Origin of the sequence: Sphingopyxis sp. GW247-27LB (assembly GCF_002277025.1) — a bacterium.
In the GTDB taxonomy this organism is placed as follows: Bacteria; Pseudomonadota; Alphaproteobacteria; order Sphingomonadales; family Sphingomonadaceae; genus Sphingopyxis.
On record NZ_NIWD01000006.1, the window covers coordinates 106,303 to 118,905 of the forward strand.

General features: G+C 69.9%; 10 protein-coding genes. 6 read left to right on the forward strand and 4 right to left on the reverse strand.

Going from position 1 to position 12,603, the window contains the following annotated elements:
- Positions 1-61: 61 nt before the first annotated feature.
- A complete protein-coding gene (locus CD928_RS06015; RefSeq protein ID WP_255247056.1) occupies positions 62-1,837 on the reverse strand; it encodes a DUF4153 domain-containing protein in 1,776 nt (591 codons plus the stop codon).
- Positions 1,838-2,024: 187 nt separating this feature from the next.
- Between CD928_RS06015 and CD928_RS06020 the strand changes: the two genes are divergently transcribed.
- The 5 genes from CD928_RS06020 to CD928_RS06040 all read left to right on the forward strand — a co-directional run bounded on the left by CD928_RS06020 (position 2,025) and on the right by CD928_RS06040 (position 7,924).
- On the forward strand, positions 2,025-3,308 hold the full coding sequence (locus CD928_RS06020) for a DUF3089 domain-containing protein (RefSeq protein ID WP_095386307.1): 1,284 nt from the start codon (positions 2,025-2,027) through the stop codon (positions 3,306-3,308).
- Positions 3,309-3,421: 113 nt separating this feature from the next.
- Positions 3,422-3,880, forward strand: a complete 459-nt coding sequence (ruvX, locus tag CD928_RS06025; protein ID WP_095386223.1) for a Holliday junction resolvase RuvX — start codon at positions 3,422-3,424, stop codon at positions 3,878-3,880.
- A 240-nt stretch (positions 3,881-4,120) separates the two neighbouring features.
- A complete protein-coding gene (locus CD928_RS06030; RefSeq protein WP_095386224.1) occupies positions 4,121-5,116 on the forward strand; it encodes an aspartate carbamoyltransferase catalytic subunit in 996 nt (331 codons plus the stop codon).
- Positions 5,107-6,321 (forward strand): dihydroorotase family protein, encoded by a 1,215-nt coding sequence (locus tag CD928_RS06035; protein WP_095386225.1) that lies wholly within the window; start codon positions 5,107-5,109, stop codon positions 6,319-6,321. The genes CD928_RS06030 and CD928_RS06035 overlap by 10 nt, the downstream gene beginning before the upstream one ends.
- A gap of 445 nt (positions 6,322-6,766) precedes the next feature.
- Entirely contained in the window at positions 6,767-7,924 is a 1,158-nt protein-coding gene (locus CD928_RS06040; RefSeq protein WP_095386226.1) for a helix-turn-helix transcriptional regulator, read from the forward strand.
- A 75-nt stretch (positions 7,925-7,999) separates the two neighbouring features.
- Here the strand turns inward: CD928_RS06040 and CD928_RS06045 are convergent, their stop codons facing one another.
- The 3 genes from CD928_RS06045 to CD928_RS06055 are packed head-to-tail and all read right to left on the reverse strand — an operon-like array spanning position 8,000 to position 10,801.
- Positions 8,000-9,394: an SPOR domain-containing protein gene (locus tag CD928_RS06045; protein WP_095386227.1), complete on the reverse strand. Its 1,395-nt coding sequence runs from the start codon at positions 9,392-9,394 to the stop codon at positions 8,000-8,002.
- Between the two features lie 26 nt (positions 9,395-9,420).
- On the reverse strand, positions 9,421-10,062 hold the full coding sequence (locus CD928_RS06050) for a hypothetical protein (RefSeq protein ID WP_095386228.1): 642 nt from the start codon (positions 10,060-10,062) through the stop codon (positions 9,421-9,423).
- Between the two features lie 16 nt (positions 10,063-10,078).
- A complete protein-coding gene (locus tag CD928_RS06055) occupies positions 10,079-10,801 on the reverse strand; it encodes a ParA family protein (RefSeq protein ID WP_095386229.1) in 723 nt (240 codons plus the stop codon).
- A gap of 257 nt (positions 10,802-11,058) precedes the next feature.
- Here CD928_RS06055 and CD928_RS06060 point away from each other — a divergent pair, with 257 nt between their 5' ends.
- Positions 11,059-12,327: an SPOR domain-containing protein gene (locus CD928_RS06060; protein WP_095386230.1), complete on the forward strand. Its 1,269-nt coding sequence runs from the start codon at positions 11,059-11,061 to the stop codon at positions 12,325-12,327.
- The last annotated feature ends 276 nt before the right edge of the window (positions 12,328-12,603 follow it).

The following is a 12,603-nucleotide window of genomic DNA, read 5'->3' on the forward strand; positions in this document are numbered from 1 at the left end:
TGCGGGAGAAACTGCGCCGCTAGCACCGCGCTTGCGGCGCTTCAAGGTGGGACCCGAAAACCTATTCGAATGCGTCGCCCATCGGCTGGCCGTCGACGAAGACCTGTCGCCGCGTCACCGGCCGCACCTCGACCGTCGCGGTTTCGAGATCGGCGGAAGGCGCACGCCTTTCCTGAGCCACGCGCACCGCCCCATAATCCTCCTCCCATTCGCCGCTCTTCGCGTTGCGGGCGAAGAAGCGGACGTCGGAGATGGAAGAAACCTGCGCGATGCGGCCATCGGCCAGCACATAGGCGACGCACATCGACGCGCGGCACGACGCGCGCCGATCGAACAGCGCGTAGAGCTCGGCGGGAAGCGTCTGCCCCGCCGGCAGCACGCGCACCCGCTCCTCGATCCGCTTCGCGGCGAAGCGCGCCTCGTCGGGGGTCCGGATGCTGTCGGTCGACAGATCCCAGCGATTCTTCGCCGCCAGCGCCCATTTCGCCAGATTCGCCCGCTCGGCGCGCGGCGATCCGGCCAGTTCCTTCAGCGCCCGTCGCCCGCTCGGCCCGAAATCGAAGGCGAGCGCCGCCCAGTCGAACTTTTCCGCCTTCACCGCCCCGCTTTCCAGCCGCGCGACCTGATCGCGGGTCGAGATCGCCCCGAAATCGAGGATCGGCAGCGCCAGGAACGCCGCGAGCAGCATCAGCCCGATCGCGAGCTTCTGTTGCAAGGGCCGCAGCGCGTCGTCGAAATCCCAGCGCCGCCGCGCGAGCGCGATCACGCCCGCGATTCCATAGGCCAGCGCGATCCCGACCGCGATCACCCCCCAGATGCGCTCGGGCGTCCAGCCATATTGCCCGATCCGCACCTGCATCGACACCGCGGCGATGATCGCGAGCGGCAGCACCGCGACCGCGAGCACCGCCGCCGCCGCGTGCAGCACGCGGTTCGCCGACCGGTCCTCGGCGCCGTTGCCGATCACCGCATTGGCGAGCAGCACCGCGAACGCCGAAATGCCGAGCATCAGCGCGGCGGTCGAGAAACCCGCGTCCCACAATTTCTGCAGCCCCGTCCCGATCAGCGACAGCAGGAACAGGACCAGCGCCGCCGCCAGCACCGGGGCGAGCACCGCGAGCACGATCATCACCAGCCGCTGCAGCGTCGAAACCAGCTTGTCGCGCTCGCGCAGCAGGCCGACCGCGCCGCCGAACGCCGCCCCCGCGAGCATCCAGCCGAACCATTCGCCGCGCAGCAGGTCGCGGATCAGGTCGATGCCGATCAGGTGGAACATCTCGCCGATCAGCATGACGAGCAGGAAGGTCACCCCGACGAAGGCCAGGCTCGCGGCGCCGATCACCGCGTCGGTCCACGCATGGCTGTGCAGCCGCGCATAGGGCATCTGCCACAGCTTCCAGAACCGCGCGTCGGGCGCGACGTCGCGCCGCGTCTGAAACAGCGGCGTCGCGACGAGCACCGCGAGGATGCCCGACCAGAAGGGCCATTCGATCGGCGACCCATTGAGGTTATAGCCCGCCGAATGCCAGGTGATCAGCCCCATCACCGCGCCCCATGCAACCGCGAAGCCCGCCGCCCAGTGCCAGCGGCGCAGTTCGACCCCCAGCACGAACACCACCGCCGAAATCGCGACGAACGCCGCCAGCGCGTCGCGCCACGCCGCGGCGGGTGCGTCATAGGATCGGTCGATCAGCAGATGAAATACCAGCCCCGCGACCGTGCAGATCGCCGCCATGATCCACGGCCGCAGCGGCCAGGGCGCGTCATTGTCGTCGAGGCGGGCCGAGACAGGCCGGGGCGACTCGGGGGCGGGCGGAGTTGCGGACGGTTCGGTCATGCCCCACATCTACCCTCTAAATTCGTCATGCTGAACTTGTTTCAGCATCCATGGCCTGCCCCCTCGGCCCGCGCTGCATCTCGTTCAAGAGTGGGCCATGGCCCCTGAAACAAGTTCAGGGTGACGCCGATTTGAACGGCGGCTAGAGACATGCCACACCCTCTCCCCGCCCCGCATGGAGCCCCGCTTGGCCCGCAAATTCCTCTACCTCATTGCCGCGATCATCCTCCTCGTCCTCGGCGTCGGCATCGCCTATCAGCTCGCGCCCGGCTGGTTCGGCCGCGTCGCCTTCGTGCCGTCGACCGAGTTCGAGCCGCAGGCGGCGATCGCGCCCAACGCCTATAACGATCCGGCGATGTGGCTCGCGCGCCCGGGGCTGGATAGCGATCCAACGGCCTGGCGCCCCGAACTCGCCGGAACCCCAGCGGCGCCGCCCGACAGCGCCGCGGCGCAGTCGCGCGATCAGCTGATCCCGCCCGCGAACGCCGCCCAGACGGCAGCGGCTCCCGCGGCCCAAAAGGGCGACGCCGCGGTCTTCTTCGTCCACCCGACCAGCTATTACAGCAAGTCGAGCTGGAACGCCCCGCTCGACGACCGCGATGCCAATTACCGCGCCGACCTCTTCATGCGCGGCATGGCGAGCGCCTTCGCCGACGCGGGCGAGGTCTGGGCGCCGCGCTACCGCCAGGCGACGCTCGGCGCCTTCCTCGCCACCGACCGCGTCACCGCGGGCAAGGCGATCGACGCCGCCTATCGCGACGTCGAGCAGGCGTTCGACGCCTTCCTCGCCGCGCAGCCGAAGGACCGGCCGATCATCCTCGCCGGCCACAGCCAGGGCGCGCTGCATATCGAAACGCTGATCAAGAACCGCATCGCCGGCACCCCGCTCGCGAAGCGCGTCGTCGCCGCCTATGTCGTCGGCTGGCCGATCAGCCGCGACACCGACCTCGCCGCGCTCGGCCTGCCGGCCTGCGAGACGCCCGAACAGGCGAACTGCATTCTCGGCTGGGCGAGCTTCGCCGAGCCCGCCGACACCTCTATGGTCACCGGCGCCTATGACGGCACGATCGGCTACGACGGCCGCCCGCGCCGCGAGACGCGGATGCTCTGCACCAACCCGATCACCGGCATCCCCGACACCGAAGCCCCCGCCGCCGCCAATATCGGTACGCTGAAGCCCGAGGACGGCTTCAAGAAGGGCGAGCTCGTTCCAGGGGTGATCGGCGCCCGGTGCGACGACACGCGCGGTTTCCTGATGATCGGCGATGCCGAGGTCGCAAAGGATTATGCGCCGAGCTACGTCCTTCCCGGCAACAATTACCACGTCTTCGACATCACCCTCTTCTGGGCGAACGTCCGCGCCGACGTGCTGCGCCGGCTCGCGACTTTCGAAGGCAAGCCCTCGCCGGTCCCGCCGCCCGCGGCGCCGGTGGCGACGCCCGCACCGGACGCCGCGACGCCCAAATCCTGAGATCGTCATTGCGAGGAGCGAAGCGACGCGGCAATCTCCAGCCCTCGACCTTGCGCGCCGTTGCCCGCTGGAGATTGCTTCGCTTCGCTCGCAATGACCGCTAAGGGGCGAGGATGATCACCACCGCCGCCCCCGACTTCGCCGCCGCACTCCCCGATGGCGGCCGCCTCGCCGGGCTCGATGTCGGCACCAAGACCATCGGCGTCGCGCTCTGCGACGCGGGGTGGAGCTTCGCGACGCCCGACAAGACGATCCTGCGCAGGAAATTCGCCGCCGACCTCGAGGCGCTGCGCGGGCTCGTCGCCGCGCAATCGATCGTCGGCCTCGTCGTCGGGCTGCCGCTCAACATGGACGGCAGCGACAGCCCGCGCACCCAGTCGGTGCGCGCCTTCGCCCGCAACCTCGCTCCCCTCGCCCTCCCCGTGCTGCTCTGGGACGAGCGCTGGTCGACCGCCGCGGTCGAGCGCGCGATGATCGCCGCCGACGTCAGCCGCGCCAAGCGCGCCGAGCGCGTCGACAGCGCGGCGGCCGCCTTCATCCTGCAAGGCGCGATCGACGCGCTGACGCGCTGATCCTCCCCGGAACGGGGAGGGGGACCACCCGCAGGGTGGTGGAGGGGCCGAGCATATTCTTTCTGCTTCGTCACCCCGGACTTGATCCGGGGTCCCGCTTCTCGACGTTGCTGAGCGGGACCCCGGATCAAGCCCGGGGTGACGAGGAGAATAACCGAACCTTCCAAAGCCAGACGACGACATCGCCGGGAGGATCATCGCTTGCGATTTTCGCATCTCCCGCCTAGACGCTCGGCTTTAATGACAAACGCAACCACCCGACCCGCCAGCGACTATCCGCCCGGCGGCGATGCCTTTCGCCATCGCCACCTGACCGGCATCGCGCAGCTCACCCCGTGGGAAATTTCCTACATCCTCGACGCCGCCGAACAATGGGTCGATCTCAACCGCTCGGGCGCCGCCAAGCATGACGATGCGCTCGCGGGGCTCACCATCATCAACGCCTTTTTCGAAAACTCCACCCGCACGCTCCTGTCGTTCGAGATCGCGGGCAAGCGCCTCGGCGCCGACGTCGTCAACATGCACGCCGCACAGTCGAGCGTGAAGAAGGGCGAAACGCTGATCGACACCGCAATGACGCTGAACGCGATGCGCGCCGACGCGATCGTCATCCGCCATTCGGCCTCGGGCGCGGTGCAGCTCATCGCCGACAAGGTCGACTGCCCCGTGCTCAACGCGGGCGACGGCCGTCACGAGCATCCGACGCAGGCGCTGCTCGACGCGCTGACCATCCGCCGCCGCCTCGGCAAGGTCGAAGGCCTCACCATCGCGATCTGCGGCGACGTGCTCCACAGCCGTGTCGCGCGCTCGAACATCCTCGCGCTGACCCTGCTCGGCAACGAGGTGCGTGTCGTCGCGCCGCCGACCCTGATCCCGCCCGCGATAGAACGGATGCACGTCGCGACCTTCACCGACATGGACGAGGGGGTCGCGGGCGCCGACGTCGTGATGATGCTCCGCCTCCAGAACGAACGGATGGACGGCGCCTATCTTCCCTCGGCGCGCGAATATCACGCGCTCTACGGCCTCACGCCGCAGCGGCTCGAAAAGGCCAAACCCGACGCCATCGTCATGCACCCCGGCCCGATGAACCGCGGGGTGGAGATCGACAGCAGCGTCGCCGACGACCCCGCGCGCTCGACGATCACCGAGCAGGTCGAAATGGGGGTCGCCGTCCGCATGGCGTGCCTCGACATATTGACGCGCCGCAAGCGGGGAGTGCCGGGATGGAACTGAACCCGCTCCTGATCCGAAACGCGCGCCTGCTCGGCGGCGAGAGCGCCAGCCTGCTCGTCGCCCACGGCCGCATCGCCGCGCTGAACCCCGCCGAAACGCCGGAGGGATGCGAGACCCTCGACGCGAAGGGCCAATGGCTCGCCCCCGGCATCATTGACCTCGGCGTGTTCGCGACCGACAAGCCCGCCTTCCACTTCGGTGGCATCACCTGCGCCGCGCTGATGCCCGACAGCGGGCCGCTCGACAATATGGGGCTCGTCGAGCGCGCCGCGAAGGGCGGCAAACCCGACCTCTGGGTCCACCCGCTCGCCGCCGCCACGAAAGGCCTCGAAGGCCGCGAACTCGCAGAGATCGGCCTGATGAAGCAGGCGGGCGCGCGCGCCGTCGCCACCGGCCGCGCCCGCATCGCCGATTCGGGGGTGATGCGCCGCGTTCTTTCTTACGCCGCGTCGCTCGGTCTCACCGTCATCGCGCACGCCGAGGACGAAGGGCTCACCCACGGCGCGGTCGCGACCGACGGCGAGATGGCGACGCGCCTCGGCCTCGCCTCGGCGCCGCCGATCGCCGAGGCGATGGCGATCGCGCGCGACCTCTGCCTTGTCGAGGAAACCGGCGCGCCGATCCATTTCCGCCAGGTCACCACCGCGCGTGCGCTCGATCTCGTCCGCGAGGCCAAGGCGAAGGGCCTGCCCGTCACCTGCGGCATCACCCCGGCGCATCTCTTCCTCTCCGACACCGCGATCGGCGATTTCCGCACCTTCGCGCGCCTGTCGCCGCCGCTCCGGTCGGAGGACGATCGCCACGCCTGTCTCTCGGGCGTAGCCGACGGCACGATCGACGTCCTCGCCTCGGGCCACGACCCGCGCGGGCCCGAGGACAAGCGCCTCCCCTTCGCCGAGGCGCAGCCCGGCATGGCGGGCGCCGAAACCCTGCTCGCGATGGGCCTCCAGCTCGTCCGCGACGGCCATGTGACCCCCGCGCGCCTCTTCGACCTTCTCGCCGCCAATCCGGCGAAGCTGCTCGGGCTCGAGGCCGGCCGCCTCGAAGCCGGGCTCGAAGCCGACCTGATCCTGGTCGACGAAGGCACCCCGTGGCAGGTCGATGCGAAGAAAATGGCGGCGTGGGCGGGCAATACCCCGTTCGACGGCATGCCCATGCAGGGCCGCGCCACCGCCATGTGGAAAGGCGGCCAGCGCATCCGCTGATTCCCTCGATGGGCGGATTGCGGCCGGTTGCGGCCATACCTTCTCCCCTCCCTTCTAGGGAGGGGCTGGGGGTGGGTAGCCGCACAAGGCGGCGTTCTTTTTCCGGGCTCGCTCCGCTCGCGCACCCACCCCTAACCCCTCCCTAAAAGGGAGGGGAATGGCTCAAATCCACCCCAAAAGCCGACCTCCCGCCAGCCTTCGCAACCGATACGATCGCCCATCGAAAAGGAAGCCCGCCGGACGAATCCGGCGGGCTTCAAGAAGCACGAATTGGCCTTGTGAGCCTCCCCGTACTTGGGTCGCGTTCAGGGGATGAACCTTCTCCCGCCGTCTTTCGCTACCCAACCGGGTAGGAGCGGCGAATTTTTCCGTCGTTTTGCGGCTTGGCAGCACCGAAGCATCGTCTAAATCAGCAGATGGAAGAGTGCTCAGCCGGGGGACCTGCGTGCCGATCGATCCCGTTCCAAGCCCATCGCCCAGCCGCGCCGACGCGGCCGCCGAATGGGAAATTCTCGACACGCTGATCGGCCATATCTACGACTCGGTCCTCCACCCCGAACGCTGGAACGAAACGCTCGCCCGCATCACCGGCGCGCTCTGCCCGCTGCGCTGGGAATCGGCCTTCATCCTGTGGGAAAGCAACAGCCCGCCGCGCGCGCGCTTCGTCGCCGCCTCGGGGCTCGCGGCGGGCATCCAGGAAATCTACACCGCCGTCTATGCCGGCAGCCACCCCTGGTCGCGCAAGTTCACGCGCTACGCGAACGGCAGCGTCGTCGACAGCTACGACATCATGACGCAGGAGGAATTCTGGGAATCCGAATTCTTCCGCAATTTCCTGCGCCCCTACGGGATCGACCGGCTCGTCGGGGTGCTGCTCGACCGGCGCGGCGGCGAGCGGCTGGGGCTGATGCTGCCGGGGCCGGGCGACCGCGACGTCGCGTCGCTCAAGCGCGGGCTGCGCATCCTCGCCCCGCATATCCAGCGCGCGATGCGGATCAGCGACCGCATCGCCTCGCTCGAGCTCGCCGCGGGTGCCGCGCGCGCCGCCGCCGACGCCGCGCCCTTCGCGATCTTCAGCCTCGACGATCAGCTCAATATCCTCGCCGCGAACAGCCGCGCCGCGCGCTACGAGCGGGCGGGCTTCATCACCCTCGCGCAGGACCGCTTCGCCTTCACCCATCCCGCGAGCCACAAACGGCTTCTCGATCTCACCCGTGAGGATGCGCCGGCGGGGCTCGCCTTTCAGGCCGCGAACGAGGCGGGCGCCGAATGCCCGGTGCTCGCGGCGCGGATCGCGCGCCAGTCGGCGGCGCAGATCGGCGGCGTCGCGCTCGGCGCCTCGCTGATCGTCACCATGGGAAGCGCGCCGGGCGAGGCGCCGGTGGTCGAGATCGACCGCGTCGCGCAATGGTTCGCCCTCACCCCCGCCGAAGCGCGCCTCGCGGTCGCGCTCGCCGCGGGCCAAACGCTCCCCGCCTATGCCGCCGAGCGCGCCGTCAGCCTCAACGCCGCGCGTTTCCTGCTCAAGGGCATTTTCCGCAAGACGGGAGCGAGCAGCCAGGCGCAGCTCGTCGCCACCCTCGCGCGCCTGCCGGCGGCGTGAACGGATAGCAGCGAGGGGAGGAAGCCGGCCGGGACCGCGCTTCCTCCCCTCTTGCTGTTTTCGATGGAGCGGAATTCAGCGCGAAGCCATCCGCACCGGGCTTGCCTTCGCCGCCCACTGGATGCTCTCGCCGCCCATCTGGCGGATGAAGCAACGCTGACCCTGCGCCTTGAGCTCGCCGCACAGCCTGCTGGCGTCGGCGCGGCTCTTCAGGCCGTTGACCGTCAGGCGGTAATAGGTGCGGCCCTTGACTGTCGCCGAATGGCTCGACGCCGGAAAGGCGGCGAGCTGGCCGTTGCGCTTCTTGAGCACGCCCCATTTTTCCTTGGCGATGCCCAGGCTGTCATAGGCGCCGAGCTGGACCGCCCAGCCCGAGGGATTCTTTGCATCGAACGCCTGCGGTGCCAGCCGGACCGCAGCCTCGGCGGCCGCGGCCTGCGAAACGGAGGCGCTGTCGCCCGCAACGCGCGGCGCGTGGCGATAGGGCGCGGCGTCCGCGACGATCACCGGTGCGGTGGCGCTCGGCGAGGGCAGCTCGGTCACCGGCACCGCGGCGCCCGCGACGCGCTGCGGCATCGGCAGTTCGACGGTGCGGATCGGCGCGTCGGCACCGCCCGCATCGATCGCGACCGGCGGCGGCGGCGCATAGCTGTCGACCGACGCCGGATCGGCGCTGGCGAGCACCGTGCCGTCGGCCGGGGCCGCGGCCATCTGCGTGTCGGCGAAATTGGCGAGCGCGAGGCGCACCGGCATGCCGGCATCGGTCTGCGCCTTCGTGCCGATCAGGCTCGCGACGCGAAGCTGCTGGTCGCCCGCTTCGGCGAGCTTCGCCCATTCGGTCATGCGGGTTTCGACCTTGGCGGGCGACAGATCCTGCGACGCGAGGATGCGCGCCTGCGCCCAGCGGCCCGACAGCGCGAGCGCGAGCGCGAGATTCTGGCGGGTGCGCGCGCCGGCGTCGGGCGCCCGCGCCGCGGCGGTCAGCACATAGATCGCCGACTCGCTGTCGCCGGCGAGCGCGAGCGCGAGGCCCGCGTCGGAGGCGGGAACGACATCGCTGTTCGCCTTGAGCAGCGCGAGCGCGTCGGCGCTGTTGCCGCGCGCGATATGCGCGAGCGTCAGCGCGATGACGGTGTTGCCGTCCTTCGCGCCCAGCTCCATCGCCTCGCCCAGCGCCGCCTCGGCCGAGGCGAAGCGGCCGTCGTTCAGATAGGCCTGGCCGAGCAGCGCGCGATAGCCCGCGTCGCGCGGGCTTCCGGCGACGGCGGCTTCGGCGAGGCCGACCGCCTTGCCCGTCTTGCCCTTTTCGAGCGCGGCGCGCGCCTTGTCCGCGGCCTTGGCGGCGGCTTCGGCCTTGGCTCCGACGTTCGACGAAGCGGTCGCGAGCGGGCCCATGCCGCTGCACCCCGTCGCCGTGATCCCCAGAACGAAGCCCGACATGGCGAGTTTCATCAGCATTTTGCGGTTCATGGAAGGTCCCCCCATTTCATCCGGTGCTAGGCCGTCCGGCGCGCCGGGCGCGCCGCCGGCAGGCGGCTCGCCATCGCGTCGATTTCGGGCAGCGACGACAGATATTCATCGAGCAGGTCGGTCAGGATGACCTGCGCGGAGCGATTGGTGACCGCGCTCGCGAGCCGCAGCCGCAGATGGCGCTCGGCATCGAGGCGCAGCGTGAAGGCCGCCTTTTCGCGCGCCCGCAGCGCGCGCGGCGCCTTCGCCTTCGGCGCGGGGCGCTGCTCGACCTTGCGCGCGACCGCGGCGACGCGGTCGATCAGCGATTCCTGCTGGCGCACGATCTCGGGCACTTCGGGAACGAAGGATTCGTCGGGCTCGGCCGCGAACGCCGCTTCAGCGATCGCATGATCGGCGCTTTCGTCGACCGCATGTTCGGCCTCGGGGTTGTGCGCGAGCACCGATCCGGTCAGCAGCGGCTTCAGGTCGACCATGTGCGCCGGTTCGGACGTCTGATCGGGATCGACGTCATAGCCCATGTCGTTCCAGCCGAGATCGTCGTAGCCGGTGCCGGCGAGCGGCCCGGGGCCGCTGCCGAGCGGCTGGCGGCGCATGGCGGGCCGCGCGCCGCCCTTGCGGGCGAGCAGGCCGGCGCTCAGCGATGCGAGGGGTTTGGGTTCGCCCATCGTTCAAGCCCTCCCCTTACTGGCCGGCGATGCGGCGGCCGAAGCCCCCGCCCATCGGACGAACCGCGCCGTAATTGCCCTGGGTGGGCAGCGGCGATGCGAAGACGGTGCGGCGGAAATTCTTCTCCAGCCGGTCGTTCATATAGGTCCAGAGCTGGCGGATTTCGTCGGCCGAACGGCCGTTCGGATCGACCTCCATCACCGTGCGGCCGTCGATCATCGACGCGGCGTAATCGGTGCGGTGGTGCAGCGTCACCGGGGCGACGGTGCCGTGCTGCGACAGCGCGACCGCGGCCTCGCTGGTGATCTTCGCCTTGGGCGTCGCGGCGTTGACGACGAACACCAGCGGCTTGCCCGCGCGCTCGCACAGGTCGACCGTGGCGCCGACGGCGCGCAGGTCGTGCGGGCTCGGGCGCGTCGGAACGACGATCAGTTCGGCGACCGAGATGACGCTCTGGATCGCCATGGTGATCGCCGGCGGCGTATCGATCACGGCGAGCTTGAAGCCCTGCTGGCGCAGGATTTCGAGGTCGGAGGCGAGCCGCGCGACGGTGGTCTGGGCGAACGCCGGCAGGTCGGTTTCGCGCTCGTTCCACCAGTCGGCGAGCGAGCCCTGCGGATCGATGTCGATCAGAACGACGGGGCCCGCGCCCGCAAGCTGGGCCTGCACCGCGAGGTGCCCCGACAAGGTCGTCTTGCCCGACCCGCCCTTCTGTGAAGCCAATGCCAAAACGCGCACGACTGTCCCCCTGAATATCCAAAATCGGCCGGAGGAATGACATGCGGGGCGCTAAAATTGGGTTAACGATGATAAAAAGAGGGTGAACGGCCCGTTGGCATATGTGGTAAACAAACGGCTAAGAACGAACTGTGCCATCCCGGATCAAAAGCGGGATTGCCGCGCTCTTCGCTAACGGGGTGTTAGCCATTTGGGGTTAGGCGGCTTTTTCGGGGACTGGTCACTCGACGGGTGACAAAGGTCATTGGAGAATTTCGATGCGCTCATTCCGCACCGCCGTTTCGCTCGCCCTGCCGCTGCTCGCGGCCGCAACGCTCGCGGTTCCGGCCTTCGCCGACGTCAAGGATGGCGTCGATGCCTGGCAAAAGGGCGATTACCAGGGCGCCGTCGCCCAGTGGCGCCCGCTCGCGGTCGCGGGGGATCCCGACGCGCAGTTCAACCTCGGCCAGGCCTACAAGCTCGGCCGCGGCGTCCCCTCCGATCTCGATCAGGCCGAGGCCTGGTATCGCCGCGCCGCGAAACAGGGGCATCTCCAGGCCGAGGATAATCTCGGCCTCGTCCTCTTCACCGCGGGGCGCCGCGACGAAGCGATGCCCTACATCGTCCATTCGGCGGCGCGCGGCGAACCGCGCGCGCAATATGTCCTCGGCACCGCGCACTTCAACGGCGACCTCGCGTCGGAAGACTGGCCGCTCGCCTATGCGCTGACCAAGCGCGCGAGCGACGCCGGGCTCCAGATCGCCTCGGCGCGCCTCGCCCAGCTCGACCATCTGATCCCGCTCGAACAGCGGCAAAAGGGCCTCGCGATGCTGCCCGAGATGGAAAAGGCCGAAACGCGCGCGCGCCTCGCCGCGGTCAGCGCCGCCGCGCCGCCCGCGCCGAAGCCCGCCCCCTCGCCGGTCAAGACCGCGAGCCTCCCCGCCTCGATCCCCGGCGCCAGCTACACGCCGCCGCCGGTGATCGCACCGGCCCCGGCACCGGCCCCGCTGCCGCCGGCGCCGAAGCCCGCGCTCTCGCCCGCCGCCGAGAGGGCGGCCGCCGCGGCCGCCGACACCGCCGTCAGCATCGCCGCCGAGGAAGCCACGCCGCCGGCGTCGGTCCCGGTGAAAACCGCCGCCGCGCCGCCGCCGTCAGCGCCGGGCACGACCTATGCCGCGCCCCCGGAGAGCGGCCCGCTCCCGCCGGTCGCCCCGCCGCCTGCTCCTGTCCCCGCACCGGTCAAGGCGGCCGGCCCGGCCCCGAGCCCCGCGAAACCCGCCGCCGCCCCGGCACCGGTCCGCAGCAGCGCCGCCACCGGCGCCTGGCGCGCCCAGCTCGGCGCCTTCGGCGTCGAGGGCAACGCCCGCAAGCTGTGGACCAGCCTCGAAAAGAAATATCCCGCCTTCGCCGCGCGCCAGCCCTATCTCGTCAAGAACGGCAAACTCACCCGCCTCCAGGCCGGCGATTTCGCGAGCAAGACCGAGGCCGAAGGCTTCTGCGCGACGGTGAAGAAAGGCGGCCAGGCCTGCCTGGTGGTCGATCAATAGGCAACGACAGCTTTGGGGTGGGGAGCGGACGTTTCCATTCCATTGTGTACCCCGGCGAAAGCCGGGGTCCAGGGCGGTAGAAAACCAGTGCCGCGCGACGACGCCCTGGGCCCCGGCTTTCGCCGGGGTACATGTCGGATATGGCCGCTTCCGATCGAAACCCGTCTTCGCCCGCCCTATCCCAGCACCCACTGCCGCCGCGAATAGCCTTGCGCCTGGGATCGCCCTGCCAGACCGAAAGGGACGAACGCGCGGCGTGGTTCTAAGGTTTGTGGC